Genomic DNA, 23,480 nt, shown 5'->3' with positions numbered 1-23,480 from the left:
CTGAAGTCATATTATGACGACAGGACATCTTTTTTTGTTTGAAAGGCAATGAACTTGCCGGTCCTGTCGAGACCTAAGCTTACATAACACGACGAAGTTTGACAGCATAGGGAATTGAACATACTGGTAGCATGGTAACGATTGGGAAGGGGATGAGTGTATGAACTTGTCTGCTCGTGAGAAACGCAGAGTATTCCTGAGTCTGCTGCTAATTATCGCAGCAATCTTGATGATGTATGCCAAGTTGTTTTGGATTCAGGTTGCTGCTTCAGAAAGCTATACATCACGTGATGTTAACCTTGTTAAGAATTCCGTCATTCAGAGGCAGCGAGCACTTGTATTGGACAGTGGGCGCGGAGAGATCTATGACAGAAATATGGAATCCTTTACCGGGGCGCCGCAGCGGGCTTTGGTTGTTTTTCCGATTGATCAGAATTCATGGGGGAATATAGCGCAGATTGCACAGCTTGCGAAACTATTAGGCATACAACCAAATACATGGGTGAGCTACATGAAATCGCTCAAGGAGCCTCAGTTTTGGAGCCCATCTTCCTCCGTTCCGTTTCGGTTAACCAAACAGATGGAGCAGCAGCTTACAGCTCTGAGTCTTCCATACTTGAAAATCGTAGACAGGGAGAACCGCTATCCGGGTAATATGACGGCTAAGCAGTTAATTGGTTATACGGCACAGAACCCTGAACGCATCGAAGCTGAATATGCCATTGATCTTGCTAGCGGCAAGCTGCAGTTGAACAGCAAGCTTGGAGAATCCGGACTTGAGAAATCTTTCGACTATTGGCTTCGCGGTATCGGAGAAACTTCTATCTCCTATTTTACAGATGGAGGCAAAAGGCCTTTATCCGGACTGGATGCCCGGCTGATAGCACCAGACAACCCATACTATCCCGTGAAGCTCGTGACAACATTGGATAAATCCATACAGGATCAGATTGAGGCTTTCATGGACAGCATGCATATCAAAGAAGGAGCGGTTGTTGTCCAGGATGTTGAGCAAGGGGATGTCATCGCTATGGCAAGCCGACCTGATTTTAACCCTCTGCAGGTTGATCTATCCAGTAGTAGCTGGAGTAATCATGCGCTTAAGGCGATTGCGCCTGGTTCTATTTTCAAAACGGTGGTTGCCGCTGCCGCGTTGGAGGAAGGGGTGGTAGATGAGCATGAGACGTTTGACTGTGAAGGTGCCTTAGGCAAATACGGGTTTACTTGCTGGAGGAAGGAGGGGCACGGCCCCCTGACGCTCGAGGAGGGCTACGCAGAGTCCTGCAATATTGTTTTTGCCAAGGTTATGCAGCGGCTTACTGTCGAACAACTGGAGAAATACGCGAGCAAATTAGGCTTGCTTATCGATAATGGGTGGGAAGGTAAGGCGGGAACACCGGAAAAGCTCAAGCAATTCGACCAGGAGGAAGCGGGTCATCTATTTGATGCCAGAACTCCTATTCATGATGAGGGGGTACTGATGCAGACGGCGATTGGACAGCGTGATGTTCGTGTCACCCCACTCCAGGCCTCTAATATGGTGGTCACCCTGCTTCACAACGGGAAGAGCTTGTCTCCTAGAATTGTGCAATCCATTCGCTACAGTACGGACCGTGTGATGGAAGATTTTCCGGTGCATCAGCTAGATACAGAAGAGGGAAGCATCTCGGCGAAAACAAGCCGTAAGCTCTTGAGCTGGATGAGAGATGTAGTAACAGAAGGGACAGGTACAGGCTTGCAAAAAGCTGCTTGGCATTTGGCAGGCAAATCGGGTACTGCGCAAGTGGAGATTGGCAAGCAGGAAAAAATCAATCAATGGTTTGTCGGTTACGGCCCTGTAGAGAATCCGAAATATGCCGTATCGGTTGTTGTAGAAAATGTGGACCCCTCTGCGAGTACCAAGTCCATTCCGCTTTTCAAAGGTGTGATGGATATTCTAGCTGCGGATGACAACAGCAGGAAGTGAGATCTTAAAGCAGGTGCCTTTGTTCAACTGGCTGGTGACGGAGATCTCGCCGCTGAGATTTTTGATGATTCGATAGGACACCATCATACCCAGACCAGTTCCCTTATGCTTGGTTGAATAGAAAGGTGTGCCTAACTGATCGATCTGCTCGTGAGTCATGCCGACGCCGTCATCGTGGATTTCCAGAATAACGCGTCCGTTCTGCCGATACCCTCTTAATTGCAGAGTTCCTCCTTTTGGCATGGCTTCGATCCCGTTTTTCGTAATATTGACTAGACATTGAATCATCTTTTCAAGATGGCCGTGAATCCACAGGCCAGGCTCGAACTGAACCTTGATTTGAACGTCCCTGAGTGACGCATAGGGAGAGATGAGATTCATCAACTTTTGTATCAAAGATGAAATATCGATGCTTTCCAGCGTTTCAGCTTGAGGCTTGGCGAATGAAAGATAGTCGTTGATGATGCTTTGCGCACGGTCAATCTCTTCAATGACCATTGCCGTATAGATCTGCTTTTTAGATTCAGAAACTTGAGCCTGATTAAGTACCTGCATGAAGCCTCGTGCAACGGTCATCGGATTTCGAATTTCATGGGCGACAGATGCGGCTAATTCGCTTAGGACGGCAAGCTTTTCTGTCCGATGGAGCTCTCTGCGGATCGCGACGTTTTCCTTGAGCTTTTCAATCAAACAGGTTAAGACCCACATGATGAACGTGTGAATGATACACGATAGAAGGCCATATATAAAAAACAATGAGTCGACAGATTTATTGTGCAGGATGTGGTGAGTGAACTGGATGCAAAAGTAAGTTAGGGCACTAACGAAGGCAAGCAAACTCGGAAACATGACCTTAGGAGTCCGGAGCTTCCAATTGCTGATAGACATAAATAAAATCGTAAATGGAATTAAGAGAATAAGAAGGGTAGCCATCCAGAGGAAGTCAGGGTGACCGCTTATAAGCCTATAAGTGATCATGATCGCAGAAACGATAAACCCCGAAGTGATGCCACTATATAGAAATGCAGCTAATACAGGGATAATTCGAAGGTCAAATACGTATTCTGTAGAAATCAAGACAGGGTGGGAAACGCAGAATATTTCTGTTAACGAACAAAGCAGAATGATCAGCAGTTTATTCCACCGCGGATGGTATGGTCGTGGGTGCTCTATAATCAAGATGTGATACAACAGAATGGGGACTGTTAATATCAATATATTGAGCAGCAAATTATCGATGGCATTCAATGTAAGTAACTCCCTACTTATCTAAAAAATTTATGATAACAAAATTGGTTATATTTGTAGTATTTCGGCGTGAAGTTAGAAAGTCCTACCTTGGTAATTCCATTATTTTGATTAAATTCGAAAATCTTCTGAAGAGTAGACGCTATGAGTCCTTCTTCATTGCAGAGTCTGGTGTTATGTCTTACAATTCAAGAATAACGTGACTAACGTGACTTGAACGAGGAGACAGCGATGATGACAGTTGACTATGTATTGCCGCCGGATACGATGATTTGGGACAGGTCCGGAATAACCGACCGATTGGATATCTTAACTGCTTTTGCATTAGAGGAGCTTTTATGCCGGACAGTAGGGCAAGGAGCATCTCCGTTAGTTCACATATGGCGTCATCCCCGGGCATTTGTAATGGGACTTAGGGACAGCCGATTACCGCAAGCATCAGCCGCGGCTGAATGGCTCCAAAGCCAAGGGTATGTTACAGCAGTCCGCAATTCGGGAGGAGCCGCCGTACCGCTCGACTTGGGCGTGGTAAATGTGTCCTTGATTTTGCCAAAGCCAGCCGGGGATATGGAGCACCGTAAGGACTTCGAGCTGATGGTTAGTCTGCTGAGAAAGGTTATGGGCAGTTTGTCTCAAGCGATCGACCAGGGTGAAATTATCGGATCTTTTTGTCCCGGAGAATTTGATTTGAGTGTAGGCGGTAAAAGTTTTGCGGGATCGCGCAGCGAAGGCAGCAGCATGCCATTTCCGTTCAAGCCTTCATCATTGTTGAAGGAAAAGGGGAAGAGAAAGCCTTGCTTGCCAGGGGATTTTACGAAAGAGCTGCAGGAGGAGCGAAGGAAGGGGATTATCCTGAAGTTTCGCAGGAAAGTATGGCGAGCCTTGAGGAGTGTCTCGGTAAACCTGTAACATCGGAGCAGTTTGTTCGAAGTTTAGTTGATGTATTGAGGACGGAAGGCCACTTCATGATTAGCCAAGCACAATTAGAAAAAGCCCCGGACGAGGGGCTTGTTAAAGATATGATTGGAGTTATGAAATCCAGATACGGAATTCAGGCTAGAAAATAATGCAGAGCATCAGCCAGCTCCTGCTGCCAGAATCCCCAAATATGCTTGCCGGGCTTCTCGATATAGTGAAGCGCGGTTTTTTTCTGTTCCAGCAGCTCTCGTGTTGCCCTGTTTTCATGGACAAAATCAAAGGTACCCCGTTCGGTCGTCACTTCTGTTTCATCCAGCCCAATTAACATATACAGCTCAAGCCATGATAGATCCGTTTCCTTACTAAGTTGTTCTCGGGTTGTGTCGAAAAATGCGCCTGATAAGGATATAACCCTGCAAAATAGGCTACGATAATTTAAGGCAAGATGCAAAGAGACGGTCCCTCCCAGAGAGTCGCCGGCGAGAATGCGTTCCGTTCGGTCTGAGCGTGCAGGATAGCGGTCTTCGATAAATGGAATCAGCTCATCGGCAAAAAAACGGAGATATGCAGCATGTCGTTCTCCTTCAGGAGCGTACTCGGAGGTTCTGGTCGTGACATCCACGTCTACACCAACAACGATGGCAGGCTCAAGTCCTTCATCGAGAATACAGCGGGTTAACGTGGTGGCAATTCGGCCAAAATTGAAAAACTGTTCGCCGTCCTGACAGTAGACAACCGGATACGATAATAATTCATTATAGCCGGGTGGCAGGAAGATGCGGAGCGGGCGAGCTTCACTTAGATGGGTGGACACAATCTCGTCCTTGACGATAGTTCTTTTGTAATATCTTGAGTCTTCCATAACAAACAGGCACTCCTTCTATGTGTGGTTGACGGATTAAAACTTGGGAAATAATGGGCAAATTTCGGAGAGGTGTATTATAGCAGTTATGAAGATTTGGTTAACTGTATTATAATTATTGTTAAACTGTATTATTCGAAAAGAAGAAAAATAGCGGATAACTAAAGGAAACTGTTGTACAATTCACAAAAACAGGTTTATAATAATACTATAACAGAAACCAAGCTAGCAGGCATTAAAATCATATATGAGGTGAGAAGGTATGAGTAAGCCACTTGTCAGCCAAGCGAATTATGAAGTGACCACAGAGAAAGTTCAACCTTTACAGGTTCTTGCTCCAGACGGCACGATTGTCAACCCTGACAAAATGCCTAAATTGAGTGACGATCAATTAAGAGAATTAATGAGAAGAATGGTATTCACTCGTGTATGGGATGAAAGAGCTGTAAATCTTGGACGTCAAGGTCGTCTTGGCTTCTACGCTCCTGTATCCGGGCAAGAAGCTTCGATGATCGGCAGCGAATTTGCTTTGAATAAAGATGATTTTATTTGCCCGGGCTATCGTGATATGCCGCAAATCGTATGGCACGGTCTACCTATGTATCAAGCGTTCTTGTACTCCCGCGGACATCAACATGGCGGTCAAATCCCGCAGGATGTGCACGTACTTATGCCGCAAATTATTATCGGCGCACAAATTCTTCACGCAACAGGCGTTGCGATGGCGTTCAAAAAACGCGGCGAACAGCGTGTAGCGATTACTTATACAGGTGATGGAGGAAGCTCGGAGGGCGACTTCTACGAAGGTATGAACTTTGCTGGAGCATTCAAGCTGCCTGTCATTTACTTTGTACAAAACAACGGGTATGCCATTACGACTCCATATGCAAAGCAAACCGCTGCTCCTTCCGTGGCGCACAAGTCAATTGCTGCGGGTATTAAAGGCGTTCAAGTAGACGGAATGGACGTTCTTGCTGTAGTTCAAGCCGTAACTGAAGCAGCTGAAAGAGGGCGCAGAGGCGAAGGCGCTACATTGATCGAAGCTCTGACATACCGCTACCGTCCTCACTCCATGGCGGACGATACTACGAAATATCGTACAAAAGACGAAGAATCCGATTGGGAGCCTAAAGATCCGCTTACCCGCATGCGTCTGTTCCTGACCAAGAAGGGTCTGTGGAGCGAAGAGGAAGAAGCACGCGTGAAGGAAGAAGCGAAGGCTACCGTCGCTGAACATATCAAGAAAGCGGAAGCAGCAGAAAAAATGACCATTCCAGGTCTGATTGACTCCATGTTTGAAAAGACTCCTCATCACCTTGAAGAGCAAAAGCAAGCTTTTAAATAAAGCAAGACATTAAGCATGTAACAGCAGTAATTCGCTATTAACCAAACGCATTCTTACGATACAGGTTTTCTAACGAAAACTATTAGGAGGCAACGGAAAAGTCATGGCACAAATGACGATGATTCAAGCGATTAAAGACGCGATGCGCGTTGAATTAGAGAGAGATCCTAATGTACTTTTGTTCGGTGAAGACGTAGGTCACGTGGGCGGGGTATTCCGCGCTACGGAAGGCTTGCAAAAAGAATTCGGCGAAGAGCGCGTATTTGATACGCCTCTTGCCGAGTCCGCTATCGGCGGATTGGCGGTAGGTCTTGGTGTTCAAGGCTTCCGTCCCATTGCCGAAATTCAATTCGTTGGCTTCATCTATGAAGCTCTTGACCAAATTTGCGTACAAGCTGCCCGTATGCGTTTCCGCTCCGGCGGACGCTACAACGCTCCGATCGTATTCCGTACGCCGTTTGGCGGCGGTGTAAAAGCAGCTGAGCTTCACACGGATCCACTTGAAGGCTTGTTGGTTCAAACTCCAGGTATTAAAGTGGTAGTTCCTTCCAATCCATATGATGCTAAGGGACTCTTGATTTCCGCAATCCGCGATAATGACCCTGTATTCTTCATGGAGCATTTGAATTTATACCGTTCCTTCCGTGCAGAAGTACCGGAAGGCGACTATACCGTAGAGATCGGTAAGGCAAATGTTGTGCGTGAAGGTTCCGACGTAACGATCATTACTTACGGTGCGATGGTTCATACATCCTTGAAAGCAGCGGAAGAAATCGAGAAAACACAAGGCGTGAAGGTTGAAGTTATCGATCTTCGTACACTTCTGCCGCTCGATATTGACACGATCGTTGCTTCCATTAAGAAAACAAACAGAGCGATTGTTGTTCAAGAAGCTCAAAAAACTTCCGGCGTTGCTGCTGAAGTTATCGCTCAAATTAATGAAAAAGCGATTCTGCATCTGGAAGCACCTGTACTGCGCGTGGCTCCTCCGGATACGGTTTATCCGTTTGCGCAAATTGAAGATGCTTGGCTGCCAAGCCCTGCAAGTGTGATCGCAGGCATCAATCAAGTTCTCGAATTCTAATCACAGTCGAACGTAATTGGGAGGTCGTACACGTGGCATTGTTTGAATACAAGTTCCCTGAGCTTGGTGAAGGCATACATGAAGGTGAAATCGTCAAGCTGCTGGTTAAAGCTGGCGACACTGTAACCGATGAATCCATTTTGATGGAAGTTCAAAATGATAAAGCAGTCGTTGAAGTGCCTTGTCCGGTAGAAGGTAAAATCGTAGATGTGAAAGTAAAAGAAGGCCAAGTTTGCACCGTTGGTGAACTTGTCATGACCATCGAAGTTGCCGGCGAAGTACCGGCATCTGCGAGCCACGGCCACGACGCGCCTGCGGCCGCGTCGAGCAGTGCACCCGCTGCCCCTGCGGCGGCAGCGGCGGCTCCAACAGCAGCGCCTGCAGTAGCTGCTGCACCTAGCGCTGCGCCAAGCGGCGGCGCAGCACGTGAAGTGCTTGCGACGCCTAGCGTGCGCAAGCTGGCAAGAGAGAAGGGCGTTAACCTCGCAGAGGTAACGCCGACAGGCAAGCACGGCCGCGTGACACGCGAGGACGTGCTCGGCTTTGGTGGAGCTGGCGCTAGCGCAGCTCCGGCAGCGGCAGAGCCAGCTGCGATTGCAACAGCCGGCGCAGCGGCACCTGCTCCAGTAGCGCAGCAGGTGGTCGTCGGCGATCGCGTGGAAGAGCGCATTCCTTTCAAAGGAATCCGCAAGGTCATCGCGAACGCTATGGTCAAATCCGTGTACACGGCTCCGCACGTGACACTGATGGACGAAATCGACGTATCGGCTCTTGTCGCTCTGCGTGAGCGTACGAAGCCTCTCGCCGAGAAAAAAGGCGTGAAATTGACTTACCTGCCTTTCATCGTAAAGGCTCTGGTAGCAGCTTGCCGTCAATTCCCGGTCATGAATGCCATGATCGACGAAGAGAAGCAAGAGATCGTCTACAAAAAGTACTACAACATCGGTATTGCAACGGATACAGAAAACGGACTTTTGGTTCCGGTTATTCATGACGCTGACCGCAAAAACGTGTGGTCCATTGCAGCTTCCATCAAGGATCTGGCTGTACGCGGACGCGACGGTAAATTGGCTCCAAACGAGCTGAAAGGCAGCACAATCTCCATTACTAACATCGGTTCCGTTGGCGGTATGTTCTTTACTCCAGTTATCAACTTCCCTGAGGTTGCTATCCTGGGTGCAGGACGTATCACGGAGAAGCCTGTTGTGAAGAACGGCGAGATCGTTCCCGCTCACGTTATGGCGCTTTCCCTCAGCTTCGACCACCGTATTGTGGATGGAGCAACAGCTCAAAGCTTCCTGAACTATATCAAGCAGCTTTTGGCTGATCCTGAGCTTCTCGTCTTGGAGGTGTAACATCATGGTAGTAGGAGACGCTTCTTTAGATATTGATTTGCTGGTGATCGGTGCGGGTCCAGGCGGCTATGTAGCTGCCATCCGCGCCGCACAGCTCGGCAAAAGCGTATTGATTGTAGATAAATCGGATTGGGGCGGCGTGTGTTTGAACCGCGGTTGTATCCCTTCCAAAGCGCTGATCTCGGCCGCTCATACTTATGAGCACGCACAGCATGCGGACAGCATGGGGATTTCCGTAGACAACGTAAAAGTTGACTTCGCGAAAGTGCAAGAGTGGAAGAACGGCATCGTGAAGAAACAAACAGGCGGCGTGAACGCGCTGCTGAAGGGCAACAAAATTCAAATGTTCCAAGGCGAAGTGATGTTCATCAACGAGAACGAAGCTCGCGTGTTCAACGACCAGGAGGCTCCGCGCTACCGGTTCCAGAACTGCATTATCGCGACAGGCTCCCGTCCAATTGAACTAAAGGCATTCCCATATGGAGGCCGCATCATTTCTTCCACCGAAGCTTTGAACCTGCCTGAGATTCCAAAAAGCATGGTTGTTATCGGCGGCGGCTACATCGGTATCGAGCTGGGTCAAACCTTTGCCAAGTTCGGCACTAAAGTAACTGTGCTTGAAGGCTCCGATCACGTGCTGCCTGGCTTTGAGAAAGAACTGACAAAGCTGGTTGCCCGCAACCTGGAAAAAATCGGTGTGGAAGTTCACACAGAAGCATTGGCACAATCCAGTGTGAAGAATGAAAATGACGTTACAGTTACATTCACGGTTAAAGGTGAAGAAAAGCAAATTACTGCAGATTACGTACTTGTAACTGTCGGCCGTCGTCCGAATACGGATGGAGAGCTTGGACTGGATCTGATCAACATGAAGCTGACCGATCGCGGTTTGATTGAAGTTGACAATCAAGGACGCACAAGCATTCCTCATATCTTCGCAATCGGCGACGTGGTTCCGGGTCTTGCTCTCGCGCACAAAGCTTCTTATGAAGCAAAGGTTGCGGCAGAAGCTATTGCCGGCCTGCCTAGCGTTGTTGATTACAAAGCAATGCCAGCTGTCGTATTCTCCGATCCGGAAATTGCAAGTGTTGGTTTGAATGAGACAGAAGCAAAAGAAAAAGGTTATAACGTTACGATCGGTAAATTCCCTTATGCCGCTAATGGCCGCGCAAACTCCCTGAATGCAGGCCAAGGCTTTGTAAAGCTGGTTGGCGACAAGGAAACAGGCTTGCTGCTAGGTGGTCAGGTGGTAGGTCCAGAAGCTTCTAACTTGATCGGCGAGCTCGCGCTTGCAATCGAGATGGCGGCCAACTTGGAAGACATCGCGCTTACGATCCACGCCCATCCGACACTCACTGAAATGGTTATGGATGCAGCAGAAGGCGCACTTGGACATCCGATTCATCAGCTTGGCAAGTAATAGCCGGCTGGTTATATATAGATCTACAAATAAAGTCCCGGAAGACTGGCAGGATGCCTCTTCCGGGACTTTTCACGTTGATGGATATGTTTTTCATGTTTCTCTACTTGCTGTTTGCAGCTATTCTTTTATAGTTGGATTTTTTTATGCCCCGCGACAGCTTGTCGAGCGTTTTTTCGATCCGTCCTTGCCGCGTCTCAGCCCTTTTGGCATCCGTAATCCAGCGGACATACTCCTTACGATGGGAATATGCGAGCCCTTCGTAGAAGGCGGCAGCTTCCGGATTCGCTTGAAAAGCGGTGGCCAAATCGCCGGGAACAGTGACAGTTTTGTCAGCGCTTTTGCTCTGAGATACCGAGCTGCCCTGTGCTGCTTGGCGCTGCTCCGCTCGAGCGCGGCTGTCTGCCGGTACGAGATCGCTGGGGCGGAACCGCATGGCTGACCATGTATCGTCAAGGGATACCAGGGATATGCCTGTGAAATGATGAGGTGACATGTGCTGCCATAGAATATCGCGATTCAGATCACTCTTGACTTTGCTGGTTCCTTTGGGGTAGCAGATCCAAAAGAGGCCGTCTCGCACAACGGCTCTTGCCGCGGATCCGATCCACTGGCTCCACTCGTCAATATTGTTGACGAAAAGCTGAACGAAATCGTACCCTTCGTTACCTTGCTGTTCCTTAGTCAGCGGAACATCCTCGATCAGAAGTCTTAGATTATCGATATACCCGTCCGGTGCATTCAGAATTAATGCTCTTGAGCGGTCAGCCAAGCGCAGCTTTTTTATTATTTCAGTGCTCATACTAGGGATGCCTCATTTCCAAATAAACTCGTTTGACATCATTCTAGGATGAAGTGAACATCTTGTCAAAACGACTGCGGAGCTCGTAAATGCTCGTAAATGGGTAGAATCGAATCGATTCTTAGCCTAAACTTTTATTCATACTTCTTCTGAAAATGGACCATAAAGTCCGCTAGAGCGCGGCAAGCTTCCAAAGGAACTGCATTGTAGGCAGAAGCTCTAAGTCCACCTACGCTGCAGGTGCCCGGCCAGACCCTCAAATCCATGTTCCATGCTCTCACGGATAAAATTTTTTTCTGCAGCTTCATTCCTCATTGTCCAGGTGATATTCATATGGGAACGATACGGAGGATCAATGATTCCTTTATAGAAGCCCCCGCTTTCATCGATGACACGATATAGCAGTTCGGCTTTTTGTTGGTTGAGCTGCTCCAGCTTCGTGATCCCGCCTTGCCGTATGAACCATTTCAAGACAAGATTCATCATGTAGATGGAATGAACTGGAGGAGTATTATAAAGCGATTTATTTTGAGCAAAGGTTGTATAGCGAAAAATAGTGGGTATATCGTTGGAGGCTTGTTTGAGAAAATCATCTCGAACAATGACCGCGGTCACGCCTGCCGGCCCCAAATTCTTTTGTGCTCCGGCATAAAGCAGGGAAAATTTGCTCAAATCAAGCTTACGGCTGAGTAGATCACTGGTCATATCTCCAACCAAGGCAGAGGAGCCGAGATCAGGTATCCGCTTATAGCAGGAGCCCTCGATTGTATTGTTAGTCGTAATGTGAACATAGGCAGGGCTACTAGGGAGATCAGATTCAGTGAGATCAGGTACATGACGCCATCCGTTATCACGTGAGCTTGTGATGATGTGAGTACGTCCGATAAAGCTGGCTTCTTTGTAAGCTTTTTCTGCGAAGCTTCCTGTCAGTGCGTAGGCGGCTGTTTCATTCGGTTTTAGAAAATTAAGGGGGAGTAGAGCGAATTGAGTGCTGGCTCCGCCACCCATAAACAGTACATGGTAATTTCCTCCCTCTAAATCCAATGCTCGAAGAAGCAGCTGCTGTGTTTCTTCGTTTAGCTGTTCAACGTCTCGGCTCCTGTGAGACATCTCCAAGAGCGAGATGCCCTTGCCTCCATAGTAGACGAATTGTTCCTTAGCTTCTTCCAGTACCTCAAGCGGCAGCGCGGCGGGTCCAGGATTAAAATTGTACAAGCGTGTTGTCATCGTTTAGTTCCTCCCGTATAGGTTGTAGAAAACAAAAAACGCCCTCATCCGATTGGGACGAGGAGCGTTTGCTCGCGGTGCCACCCAAATTAAGGAACGAAAGTTCCTTCTCTTGGTTCCGCGGTAACGGGCGGTTCCGGTTAACTTAGTTCGGCAGTGAAGCAGCCGTTCTTGGCGATAACGCCTCCGAGTTGGATTCTCTTCATAGGCATAATCTGGTATTCATTGTTTTATGAAGTATAGCGTAAAGTCAATCAAACGGCAAGAGGCAATCTGTTTAGATCGAGTGGGGGATGTACTTACCGCTAGTCTAGTGTGCGCGTCCAATTATTTTTTTGCAAACTGCTGACGGTAGGTCCTGGGAGTAATCCCTTCGTATTTGGAGAAGCAAGAGGTGAAGTAGGCCGCATGGTTGAAGCCGACTTCCTCGGCAATATAAGCAACAGGAAGATCCGTTTGCAGCAGCAGCAGCTTGGCGCGCTCCACCCGGTATCGGAGCAGGTAATCCATCGGTGAGCAGCCGAATTCTTTTTGCATACAGCGTGCAATATAAACCGGATGGAAGTTGATAGCTTCTCCGAGCTCCTGTGCAGTTACACTATCCCGATAATGAAGGCGCAAATACGAAGCCGCTTGGTCGGCAACAGCAGCCGAAGGCTTAACAACCTGTGATTCCAAGGATGCGCTGAGCTGCCCGAGTATTTCCTGCAGAATGGTTTGCTGCTTCCAGCGAACCCAGTTCTGATGGGAATCTTTTTCCAACGCTTGGAGCTGCTGAAGGCTTTCATACACTTTTGCCGGCTGTAAAAGCTTTGTGAATTGCGGGATTTGTATGGTGAAGGCTTGTCCTCTGAAATTGTTAGATTCTTGCGTACGTTCCTCCGGATCGGAGTAGCTAGTATGTAGGTCTCTCTGCTCGATAGCTCTCCAAGAGCCTTGCGTCTGAAAATGCAGCCAGAAGGTACCGGTCTCCGTTCGGTTGCCTTCCGTGGGATAATGATGAAGATCCGGCCGGAGGACTAGCGCATGACCTTCGGATACCTCATAATGCTTGTCTTCTTCGCCTACATAGAGGCAGCCTTTATTAACAACGAGCAGATCAAATTCCCCGATTTGATAACGTTCGGGATGTTTTCTTCCAATTTGTGCCATACTAAACCCGGTTGAGATGTAGTAGGGCAGCGGAGGGGCTGTAAATTGCAGAATGGTCATGGTTATAAACTCCTGTGAATGAGCAGTATGGAAAAGTTGGAATATTGATAGATTAGGTTGAAAATATGATACTCGAATTCTAGTATACCATCTATAATGTGAATGAACGAGAATTAACGCGCGTTTATTCAAAGGATGGGATGGGGATCTTCGGCAGCTCAGAGCAGCGCCTAAGTTATCAACCAACTCATCATGTACTGAACACGACGTTGCATCAAAAAATAAGATTAAGAGCTGAAGTGAGGAGCATGAACAATGAAATATCGTAAATTAGGAAGAACCGGTTTACAAGTAAGTGAAATTAGTCTTGGCAGCTGGTTGACATACGGTAATTCCGTAGCCGAAGAAACAGTTGCTAAACTAACGAAGCGAGCGTTCGAGCTTGGGATCAACTTCTTGGATACTGCTAACGTATATGCACAGGGCGAAGCCGAGATTCTGCTGGGTAAAGCACTGAAATCTTATAAACGCGACTCTTACGTTCTCGCAACCAAAGCATTTTGGCCCATGGGGGAAGGCCCCAATGATAAGGGCTTGTCCCGCAAGCATGTGTTTGAGCAGATTCATGCCAGCTTAAAGCGGTTGCAAACAGATTATGTGGACATTTTTTACTGCCATCGCTATGACCCCGAGACGCCTGTTGATGAAACGCTGCGCACCATCGAGGATATGGTTCGTCAAGGCAAGGTGCTTTATGTCGGCGTGAGCGAATGGACTGCAGCTCAAATTCAAGAAGGGCTTGGAGTGGCTGATAAATATTTGCTGGATCGTATTGTCGTCAACCAGCCTCAATATAACATGTTCTACCGCGGCATTGAGTCAGAGGTCATTCCGGTGAGCGAGAAAAACGGCATTTCGCAGGTTGTCTTTTCACCGCTTGCTCAAGGTGTTTTAACAGGTAAATACCGTAAGGGACAGCAGCTTCCTGAAGGCAGCCGCGCTAATGATCCTACAGCGAATGCATGGATTTTTAACTTCCTGAGTGAGGGTCATATGGATAAGGTGGAACAATTGATTGGACTTGCCAATGAACTGGGGATGTCAATGTCCACACTTGCGCTAGCTTGGATCCTGCGTCAGTCTAATGTAGCTAGTGCTCTTGTTGGCGCCACCCGAATTGATCAGCTTGAGGAAAATGTGAAGGCCTCCGGTGTTGTGCTGGATGCTGAAACGGTACAAAAAATCGAAGATATTCTTGCCTGAATCTAAGTTGCCGAGGAGTGGTCGTATGGGGAAGGGTTACGAGAATTTTAAGCTGGCTATTTATTGTACGGCAGGTTGTCTGAACAGCAGTCTGGAGCAGATTGCCCAAGAGATGGATTTCTTTGAGAAGCACCTCAAGGTTTCTAAAGTGTATATAGAGAATCATCGCGGCGACGTGTCATTGAGTCGAGAGCGGTTGATGGAGCTGAAGAGCTTCTTCGAAGCTCGAGGCATCCAGACTGCCGGCGGCATTACGCCGACATTGGGTGAAGCTTATCGTCCGGGTTACTCGCGATTGTTCGGCGGCATCTGCTACACGGAAGAAGCGTCTCGCGCCAAATTCCAGGAAGCTGTTGAGAATGCGGCAGCTGTATTCGATGAGGTTATTTTTGACGATTTCTTCTTTACGAATTGCGGCTGCGACGATTGTCTGGCCCGCAAAGGTGACCGTTCCTGGGAAGAATTCCGCCTCGAGCTGATGACAGAGGTATCGGAGAACCTCATCATGAAGCCGGCTAGAGCCGTGAATCCGAATTCCAAAATGATCATCAAATTCCCTAACTGGAATGAGGCTTATCAAGCGACGGGCTATAATACGGAGAAGCAGCCGGTCATTTTTGACGGCATCTATACAGGCACCGAAACCCGCGACCCCGCGATCAGCCAACAGCACATTCCGCGGTATGCGTCTTATTCGCTGCTTCGCTGGATGGAGAATTTGAAGCCGGGCAGCAATGGCGGAGGATGGTTTGACAGCTTAGACTGCACGTATATCGACTACTACCTCGAGCAGGCCTATTTGACGGTATTCGGGAAAGCCAAAGAACTGACCTTGTTCTGCTATAGCTTGCTTAAAGATTCTCTCTACATACCGCCGCTCGGTTTTCAGTTGGATAAGCTCGACCCGCTCGCAGGGAGACTGGGACAGCCTCTTGGTGTCCTTGTTTACGAACCGCATCATGCTAAGGGCGAGGATCATTTGTACGATTACTTGGGCATGCTCGGTATCCCGATGGAACCCACACCACAATTTCCAAATTCGGAGTCGGGAGGAGCACCTCTTCTTCTTACAGCAGATGCTGCAAGAGACAGTGAAGTCCTCGAACGCATGAAGCTGTATCTGAAAGCTGGCGGACAGATCATCATGACCTCAGGTTTCATCGAGAAGCTTCAGGGCAAAGGTATCGAAGAGTTTACAACTCTGCGTGTCACAGGGAAAAAGCTGGATGTCAGCCGTTTTGCTGTGGATACATCCATTTGCACCTTTGATGAGTTTACCAGATCTGCTGAGACCATTACCTACCCGGTATTGGAGTATAGTACAAACGGTACCTGGCAATCGATCGTTGCTTTGGAAGGACAGAACAATATTCCTGTTCTCATGTATGACAACTACAGTAAGGGGAAGGTTTATACACTGGTCATACCGGATAACGTAGATGAGCTGCGTAAGCTGCCAGTCCCTGTTGTGACAAAGATAAGGGAAATATGCACGTCCGGCATGATTCCGTCCTATTCGCTGCAAGGGTCAGGCGGCGCCGGTTGGTTTGCTTATGACAATGATACCTTCGTTGTGGAAAATTTTTCTGTTCTGCCGGAAAAATGGAACTTGAACGTGCGCGCAGGTTATCAACTGGAGACACTATCTGGCAGGCCGCAGGCTCGTAAATCAAGCGTTTTGGAAGATGGAAGTTCGCAGTATGAGATCAAGATCTATCCATCATCCTTTGCAGCATTCCGGATACAGCCGGTCTAACTGAAGAATTGATCCATAAGTGGAACTCCTCTAAGGTAATGAACAGCGTTTAAGCTGCGTACCTGGGGGAGTTTTTCATTGTAATAAGGTTGAGCTCATACTAAAATAAATTTGAGAAGGAAGATTTTACAAATTAGAGTTACCGATAACATTCAAGGTGAGAAAGGGGTTTGAACGTTGGACGGCAAACCATCAAACAATCTAGCCTTATGGTATAAACAGCCGGCTGCACAGTGGACGGAGGCGCTCCCGATTGGGAACGGACGCTTGGGAGCCATGATTTTTGGCGGGGTACGTGAGGAACTTTACCAGCTTAACGAAGATACGCTGTGGTCAGGCTATCCGCAGGATAAGCTCAATCGGGAAGCGATTCAACATGTACCTCTCGCAAGAGCGGCTTTGTTGAATGGCGAATATATGAAGGCGCAGGAAATCATTGAGTCCAACATGCTGGCTCAGGATAGCGAAGCCTATCAGCCGCTTGGGAACCTGAACATTAGAACCCTGCATGATGCGGATGAAATCGGATATAGAAGAGAGTTGGATTTACATACGGCTTTGTCCAGCGTGAAATATGAAGTGAATGGTGTTCAGTACAAAAGGGAATCGTTTCTATCCGCTGCTGATCAGGTGCTAGTCGTTCGGATCGAATCTGATTTGCCCGGTCAAGTTACACTGGGCGTTTCGCTCGACAGTCCGCATCCATATGCTTGCTCTGCCACGGAAAGTTATATTCGATTGAACGGGGCAGCACCATCGCAGATTTGGCCGGAAATTACCTATGACGGCAAAGGTATGGGCTTCGAGGTCTGCATGAGCGTACTAGCTGAGGGCGGAAGGTTAACGATATCGCAAGATCATGAAATCGAGGTAAACGGCGCTCATTCCGTCGTTCTGCTGCTCACGGCTGCAACGACATTTAACGGTTACGAAACGGACCCTGTGGAAAATGGAAAGGATGCTTACGCCATTTGTGAGCGCATCCTACAAGAAGCAGGAAGAATTTCTTACGAAGAACTGAAAGAGCGGCACCTTGCGGACTATCAACAGTTATTTAATCGGGTAGAGCTGGGGCTGGGCGAATCAGATTCCAGAGACGAGGCAGCCACAGATGAGCGGCTTGCCCGGGTTCAAGCTGGTGAGCAAGACACCGGACTGGAAGCGTTATTGTTTCAATACGGTCGATACCTGCTGATTAGCAGCTCGAGAAGCGGGACAGAGCCAGCTAATTTGCAGGGGATCTGGAACCGGGAGATACGTCCGCCATGGCGCAGCAATTATACGGTTAACATTAACACGCAGATGAATTACTGGCCGGCAGAGCCGGCTAATCTAAGCGAGTGTCATGAACCGATGCTGAGGTTTGTTCAGGAGCTTAGCAGAAGCGGACGAAGGACAGCAAGTCTGCACTACGGCTGCCGGGGATGGACAGCTCATCATAATATTGATCTTTGGCGCCATACTGCGCCGGTTACCGGATCGGCGAGCTGGGCTTTTTGGCCGATGGGGGGCGCATGGTTGTCCAGGCATTTATGGGAGCGCTATCTATTTACTGGGGACCGGGAATATCTGAAGCATGAAGCCTACGAGCCAATGAAGGAAGCGGCTTTGTTTTGTCTGGATTGGCTGATTGAGAGAGAGGATGGATACTTGGTAACCGCACCCTCTACGACCCCGGAGAATCTATTTCTAACTCGTGATGGTGACAAGTGCAGTGTCAGTGTTGCCACGACCATGGATATGGCTATTATCCGTGAACTATTTGGGCAGGTGATTGAAGCTGCGAAGCTATTAGAGGTTGATGGTACACTGCAGGGACAACTGGAGAGTGCGCGGTCGCGATTGCTGCCATATCAGATCGGACAGCATGGGGAGCTTATGGAGTGGTCTTGTGATTTTGAGGAGGAGTCCCCGGGGCATCGTCATCTATCTCACCTGTACGGCTTCTATCCGGGAAGTGAAATTGATTTGTATGAGACACCTGAGTGGGCGGCAGCTGTACGTACCTCGTTGGAGCGCAGACTCGCCCATGGCGGCGGGCACACGGGCTGGAGCTGTGCCTGGATCATTAACGTCTGGGCTAGACTGGGGGATGGCGAGCAGGCTCACCAATACGTCAGGACGATGCTGGCAAAATCCTCGTATCCGAACCTGTTCGACGCACATCCTCCGTTTCAGATTGACGGTAATTTTGGTGGAACGGCCGGTATGGTGGAGATGCTTGTGCAGAGCCATAACGGTGAAATCAGGCTGCTGCCTGCGCTACCTAAGGCATGGAGCAATGGCTCGGTGAAAGGCTTGCGGGCAAGGGGCGGCATGGAGATTGATATGCAGTGGCAAGGAGGCAGATTGCAGCACGCAGTCATACGTGCCGAGCAGACGGGGATTTGCAAGCTTCGGTGCTCAGGTCTGATCCGGATTGAAGCTGCTGACGGTACTATGGTTAAGCTTGCTGATGCAGTGGAGAGCGGTGAGCCATCTGTGACAAGCTTTACCGTGCAGGCGGGTCAGACGTATTTGATATATGCCAGGTAAAGGCAGCATTGCCGCACACATGCAGCATGATTGCTTTTTGAATAGGCGGATTAGACACACAATATGCCGCTAATCGCAGCACCATCAGATGATGGAAATTCAAGGAAGGCCCTTCATTTGGCGAGCCAAATTCGAGGCTTCCACCCGGTGATTTTGGTTTATAAAATCTTAACTGGGCATAGCGAATAGAATTCATCTATAATGAATCACTGGTAAATTCTAACGAAGCAGGAGTGTGAGTATGAACCAAGTGAAGCGACCTTTGATTATCGGTCATAGAGGGGCCGCTGGCGAAGCGCCCGAGAATACATTGGCATCCTTCGAGCTTGCTTTGAAGCAAGGAGCAGACGGTATTGAATTGGATGTCCACTTGACGCAGGACGGGCAGATCGTAGTGTGCCACGATCCGACTCTGAATCGGACGACAAATGGAACGGGCTATATCGTTCAGCAGTCCTTGGAGTCCATTCAACAACTGGATGCGGGGGCTTGGTTTGGGGATGCGTTCCGCGGTGAGCGCGTTCCTACGCTGCGCGAGGTTTTTGAAGCGGTGCCGGAAGGCAAGCTGATTAATGTAGAGGTCAAGCATGCGTATGAGGGAAGAATGGAGCATGTGCTGCTGTCCTTTTTGCGCAGGAGCGGCCGGATGCAGGATGTGGTCGTGTCTTCCTTTGACCATAAATGCATCAAGCGGTTGAAGGTATCTGAGCCTGAGCTTCAAGTGGGGCTTCTCTATGCGGCGAACCTGATTGATCATTCGGCCTATGCCGAGCTGTTAGGCGTAGAGGTCTATTCGTTGCACCCGCACTATGAGGGAATCGGAGCATCAGATATTAAGCTTGCTGTGGAAAAAGGTTTGCACGTATATCCCTACACGGTAAATCGGGAAGAGGAGTATCGACGTTTGATTGAGGCTGGCGTTTCCGGTATCATTACGGATTTTCCGGCGCGTTTGGCGGATGTGATTGGTAGCAGACATACATAGAAGAGCTTGCTTGACTTGCAAGTAGTAGAGCAGCAGCCTTAGGTGATTCGACGACCTGAGGCTTTCTTACTAAATGGGCATTGGCTCCGGTACTACCCAAAGTTAGTACTACACGAAACGGCTGAATTGCATACAATGTAATTAAGACCTGGTAATAAGATGTGCCTTCAAGACTAGGCGCAAATGACCCGGCTGTTTAGGAGGATGCCATATGCTCAAGCAACTGTTTGCGATCATTTTCAGATTGCTTCTTCCCTGTTTGCGTCCTTTACTGCGTAGCTTGTTCCGCCTACGAGTGGAGGGCCTCGAGAACCTTGATTTTAACAAACATACCGTGATGATACCGAACCATGTGTCCTTATTGGATGCCGTTCTACTTGCTTTATATTTGCCTAAGGAAGCCGCTTTTGTCGTCAACACCCAGATTGCCAAACGATTCGCCTGGCTTCTTATGTTTCGTACCCATATTCCCGTTGATCCCTTGAATCCCTATTCCGTTCGAAAAATGCTCAAAACCGTACAGCAAGGAACGCCGCTTGTCGTTTTCCCAGAAGGACGAATCACCACGAATGGCGCGATGATGAAAGTGTACGGGGGAATTGGTTACATTGCTCTAAAATCTCAAGCGCTGATGGTGCCCATAGCCATTCATGGACTTGAGTATTCCAAGCTCTCTTATATGAAAGGGAAGCTGAAGCAGCGTATGTTTCCAGCTGTGAGTATTGTGATCGGGAAGCCTTTTCAAGTGGAGCTGCAAGGCCAGGATTCGATGCGAGTTCAAAAAGAACGGGCCACCGAAACGATCCGAACCCAGATGCAGAACCATCTGTTTGCCAGCCGAATGAAGCAGGAGCTGAATTTATTTAATGAGCTGCTGGCTGCAGCCAAGCTGCATGGTTCTTCTTTCCGATCTGTGAGGATATGGTCAGCAGCACGAATTTGACTTATAAGAAGCTTATTCTGAGCACCTATACGATGGCTGCGCGATTAAAACCGGTATTGTCGGGGCAAAAGTACACAGCCGTTCTGCTGCCGAATTCCGCGGCACAAGTTATTACTTTGTTCGCTATGTTCCGTTTGGGCTTGGTTCCTGCCCTATTGAACTACTCCGCCGGTAAGATGACCATGCTGGATGCATGTGAAACAGCGGGTGTGAGGAGCATTTTAACATCAAGGGCATTTGTAGAAAAAGCCGGATTAGCAGATTTCGTAGAAGAAGCTCAGCGTGTTTATAAGGTTATCTATTTGGAGGATGTAAGAGCCTCCATCTCGTTGAGAGAGAAATGGATCGGGTTTACCGATTATTTGCGGCAGGCAAAGGGACCGGTGAGCGAAGATTTAAATGAAGTTGTCCTCTTCACATCGGGAAGTGAAAGCAAGCCTAAGGGCGTTGTGCTTTCTCACCGTAACGTGTACGCCAACATCCAGCAGGCCAGGACGGTGATCGCTTTCAATTCGACGGACAGCGTGCTAGGAGCTATGCCGATGTTTCATTCTTTTGGACTTACTGCCGGTACGATGCTGCCGATTCTATCCGGAATGAAGGTGGTCATGTACCCGAATCCGCTGCATTACAAAGTCATTCCTGAGCTTGTCTATGACCGCAATATCACGATTTTATTCGGTACTTCCACCTTTTTGTCGGCCTATGCCCGCACGGCACATCCGTATGATTTTGCCCATTCGCTGAAATATGTGGTTGCGGGAGCCGAGAAGCTGAAGGAGGAAGTGCGCCAGGTGTGGATGGATAAATTCGGTATTCGCATCCTGGAGGGGTATGGAACTACAGAGACGGCTCCTGTAGTCAGCTTGAATACACCGATGCACATGAAAAAAGGGACCGTAGGCCGCATACTGCCAGGCATGGAATACCGGTTGGAGACGGTAGAAGGCATTGAACATGGCGGGAACCTGGTTGTGAAAGGTCCTAACGTGATGAAAGGATACCTGATTCATGAGCATGGCTTTGTTCCTTGTCCGGAGTGGTACAGCTGTGGGGATGTTGTGCAAGTAGATCAGCAGGGGTTTATCACGATTCAGGCGAGATTGCAGTCCTTTGCCAAAATCGGGGGAGAGAAGGTGTCGCTGCCGATGGTGGAGGAATGGGTTGCAGCCGCTATGGCGGGCGCGATGTGTGCTGCGGTTAGTGTGTCCGACGCGAGAAAGGGAGAGCGCATCGTGATCTACCACAATGATCCTGACGCCCATATTCAGAAGGTGAAGGAATATATGAAGCAGCAGGGCCAATCGCCGATTTACATGCCATCCGAGCTGCGCTATGTAGAGAAGCTGCCTCTTCTGGGCAGCGGGAAAGTCGATTACGTGACATTACGGAAGCTAGCCGCCCACTATGAAGTCCACGGACAGGAGCGAAACTAATATGAAAATAAAACCTTTGAATACCTTGTATCTGACGCAGTTTCTATCCGCTTTTGCCGATAATATGATCTTGTTTATCACGCTGGCAATCATCCAAAGGGATGCTTATCCGGATTTTTATATTGGCGTTGTGCAGGCTTCCTTCTTGGTTGCGTATGTCATTCTGGCTCCCTTTGTCGGTGCGTTTGCGGATAAGAATGCCAAATCTTCGGTGCTTTTAATAGGAAATGCGATCAAATCTTTAGGCATCATCGCTTTATTTGCACATCTCGACCCGGCTGTTTGTTACGGTATTGTCGGGATCGGGGCAGCCATTTATTCTCCAGCAAAATACGGCATTCTACCAACGCTGACCCACTCGGATACGGAGCTGCTCAGTGCCAACGCCAAGATCGAAGGATATACGATCCTTGCTATTTTGACCGGCTCTGTTTGCGGAGGATTGCTGGCTAAGTATTCGCTACCCATTTCGATTGCCGCTTGTCTGGCGCTTTATCTGCTATCCTTGGCGATGACCACGCTCATTCCGCGGGTTGCAGGCAATCCGGACATTCACTATGGCAAGGAAGCAAAGCTATTTTGGAAGGATCTGGCCGTTCTGATGAAAGACCGTACAACGAGATTCTCGCTGGTCGGCACGGGCTCGTTCTGGATGGCATCTTCCGTTGTGCGACTGGCCATTATCGCATGGGTTCCTATGCACCTGGGCATTCATTCTGTCGATCAAATCTCTATGCTGGTGGCTGTAACGGGAATCGGCATCATGATCGGAGCTTTGACCACGCCGAAGCTGATTCCAGCCCGCAAGTATTACAATTCCTATGTGTTCGGCATGATCATGATTGTCGCGATTCTGCTGTTTACCGTCATTTCCAACCTCTATCTCACGATTGCGCTTCTGCTCTTGGTTGGATTTAGCGGCGGAGTCTTCATTGTTCCGATGAATACCGTTTTGCAGGATAAAGGACAGAATATGGTCGGAGCGGGAAAAACCATCGCGGTTCAAAATTTGGTTGAAAATGCGCTTATGCTGCTTGGGGTAGGCGCCTATACACAAATCTCTCAAGCAGGCATATCGACAGACATATCCATCGTTGGCATCGCGGCGATACTGGCGGGATTCATTGCTTACCTGGTCGTTCAGCGAAAGCGGCTGAAGGCAGTTCAAGCAGCCGTATAAGAA

18 protein-coding genes and 1 pseudogene are annotated in these 23,480 nt (G+C 48.7%); 13 read left to right on the top strand and 6 right to left on the bottom strand.

The features are described from left to right. Positions 1-160 precede the first annotated feature (160 nt). Entirely contained in the window at positions 161-1,966 is a 1,806-nt protein-coding gene (locus L0M14_RS19565; protein ID WP_235118283.1) for a peptidoglycan D,D-transpeptidase FtsI family protein, read from the top strand. On the opposite strand, the gene L0M14_RS19560 is transcribed toward L0M14_RS19565, so the two are convergent. After that, positions 1,937-2,656, bottom strand: coding sequence for an ATP-binding protein (locus L0M14_RS19560; RefSeq protein WP_235118282.1), 720 nt, complete (start codon positions 2,654-2,656; stop codon positions 1,937-1,939). The genes L0M14_RS19565 and L0M14_RS19560 overlap by 30 nt on opposite strands. A gap of 189 nt (positions 2,657-2,845) precedes the next feature. Beyond that, positions 2,846-3,145 (bottom strand): annotated as a pseudogene (locus tag L0M14_RS32045) (LytS/YhcK type 5TM receptor domain-containing protein); the annotation flags it as partial. Between the two features lie 300 nt (positions 3,146-3,445). Between L0M14_RS32045 and L0M14_RS19555 the strand changes: the two are divergent. After that, on the top strand, positions 3,446-4,123 hold the full coding sequence (locus L0M14_RS19555; RefSeq protein ID WP_235118281.1) for a lipoyl protein ligase domain-containing protein: 678 nt from the start codon (positions 3,446-3,448) through the stop codon (positions 4,121-4,123). A 142-nt stretch (positions 4,124-4,265) separates the two neighbouring features. On the opposite strand, the gene L0M14_RS19550 is transcribed toward L0M14_RS19555, so the two are convergent. Next, positions 4,266-4,994: an alpha/beta hydrolase gene (locus L0M14_RS19550; RefSeq protein ID WP_235118280.1), complete on the bottom strand. Its 729-nt coding sequence runs from the start codon at positions 4,992-4,994 to the stop codon at positions 4,266-4,268. 262 nt (positions 4,995-5,256) lie between these two features. Here L0M14_RS19550 and pdhA point away from each other — a divergent pair, with 262 nt between their 5' ends. The 4 genes from pdhA (at position 5,257) to lpdA (ending at position 10,198) form a co-directional block, all read left to right on the top strand. Then, positions 5,257-6,339 (top strand): pyruvate dehydrogenase (acetyl-transferring) E1 component subunit alpha, encoded by a 1,083-nt coding sequence (gene pdhA, locus L0M14_RS19545; protein ID WP_235118279.1) that lies wholly within the window; start codon positions 5,257-5,259, stop codon positions 6,337-6,339. A gap of 103 nt (positions 6,340-6,442) precedes the next feature. Further along, a complete protein-coding gene (locus L0M14_RS19540; protein WP_235118278.1) occupies positions 6,443-7,423 on the top strand; it encodes an alpha-ketoacid dehydrogenase subunit beta in 981 nt (326 codons plus the stop codon). 32 nt (positions 7,424-7,455) lie between these two features. Beyond that, positions 7,456-8,778, top strand: a complete 1,323-nt coding sequence (locus L0M14_RS19535; protein WP_235118277.1) for a dihydrolipoamide acetyltransferase family protein — start codon at positions 7,456-7,458, stop codon at positions 8,776-8,778. A 4-nt stretch (positions 8,779-8,782) separates the two neighbouring features. After that, the gene (lpdA, locus tag L0M14_RS19530; protein WP_235118276.1) at positions 8,783-10,198 is read left to right on the top strand and encodes a dihydrolipoyl dehydrogenase; all 1,416 of its coding nucleotides are present in this window, start codon (positions 8,783-8,785) and stop codon (positions 10,196-10,198) included. 103 nt (positions 10,199-10,301) lie between these two features. On the opposite strand, the gene L0M14_RS19525 is transcribed toward lpdA, so the two are convergent. The 3 genes from L0M14_RS19525 to L0M14_RS19515 form a co-directional block, all read right to left on the bottom strand. After that, positions 10,302-11,000 carry a YdeI/OmpD-associated family protein gene (locus tag L0M14_RS19525; protein WP_235118275.1) on the bottom strand — a complete coding sequence of 233 codons (699 nt, stop codon included), beginning with the start codon at positions 10,998-11,000 and terminating at the stop codon, positions 10,302-10,304. Positions 11,001-11,219: 219 nt separating this feature from the next. Next, positions 11,220-12,227 (bottom strand): 3-phosphoserine/phosphohydroxythreonine transaminase, encoded by a 1,008-nt coding sequence (gene serC / locus L0M14_RS19520; RefSeq protein ID WP_405030792.1) that lies wholly within the window; start codon positions 12,225-12,227, stop codon positions 11,220-11,222. 327 nt (positions 12,228-12,554) lie between these two features. After that, positions 12,555-13,439 (bottom strand): helix-turn-helix transcriptional regulator, encoded by an 885-nt coding sequence (locus L0M14_RS19515; RefSeq protein WP_235118274.1) that lies wholly within the window; start codon positions 13,437-13,439, stop codon positions 12,555-12,557. Positions 13,440-13,694: 255 nt separating this feature from the next. Here L0M14_RS19515 and L0M14_RS19510 point away from each other — a divergent pair, with 255 nt between their 5' ends. From L0M14_RS19510 to lplT, 7 genes are all read left to right on the top strand, one after another. Then, positions 13,695-14,642, top strand: coding sequence for an aldo/keto reductase family protein (locus L0M14_RS19510; protein ID WP_235118273.1), 948 nt, complete (start codon positions 13,695-13,697; stop codon positions 14,640-14,642). Positions 14,643-14,667: 25 nt separating this feature from the next. Continuing rightward, positions 14,668-16,398 carry a permease gene (locus tag L0M14_RS19505; RefSeq protein WP_235118272.1) on the top strand — a complete coding sequence of 577 codons (1,731 nt, stop codon included), beginning with the start codon at positions 14,668-14,670 and terminating at the stop codon, positions 16,396-16,398. A gap of 177 nt (positions 16,399-16,575) precedes the next feature. Next, positions 16,576-18,933, top strand: a complete 2,358-nt coding sequence (locus L0M14_RS19500) for a glycoside hydrolase family 95 protein (protein ID WP_235118271.1) — start codon at positions 16,576-16,578, stop codon at positions 18,931-18,933. 241 nt (positions 18,934-19,174) lie between these two features. Then, positions 19,175-19,918 (top strand): glycerophosphodiester phosphodiesterase, encoded by a 744-nt coding sequence (locus L0M14_RS19495; protein WP_235118270.1) that lies wholly within the window; start codon positions 19,175-19,177, stop codon positions 19,916-19,918. Positions 19,919-20,129: 211 nt separating this feature from the next. Beyond that, positions 20,130-20,861, top strand: coding sequence for a 1-acyl-sn-glycerol-3-phosphate acyltransferase (locus tag L0M14_RS31600; RefSeq protein ID WP_311198743.1), 732 nt, complete (start codon positions 20,130-20,132; stop codon positions 20,859-20,861). Then, the gene (locus L0M14_RS19490) at positions 20,840-22,297 is read left to right on the top strand and encodes an AMP-binding protein (protein ID WP_311198742.1); all 1,458 of its coding nucleotides are present in this window, start codon (positions 20,840-20,842) and stop codon (positions 22,295-22,297) included. The genes L0M14_RS31600 and L0M14_RS19490 overlap by 22 nt, the downstream gene beginning before the upstream one ends. Before the next feature lies 1 nt (position 22,298). Next, positions 22,299-23,477, top strand: coding sequence for a lysophospholipid transporter LplT (gene lplT, locus L0M14_RS19485; protein ID WP_235118269.1), 1,179 nt, complete (start codon positions 22,299-22,301; stop codon positions 23,475-23,477). The last annotated feature ends 3 nt before the right edge of the window (positions 23,478-23,480 follow it).

It is taken from the genome of Paenibacillus hexagrammi, assembly GCF_021513275.1.
GTDB lineage: Bacteria > Bacillota > Bacilli > Paenibacillales > NBRC-103111 > Paenibacillus_E > Paenibacillus_E hexagrammi.
Note: the sequence above shows the minus strand (reverse complement) of the source record. Positions and strands in the feature narration are given on the sequence as shown.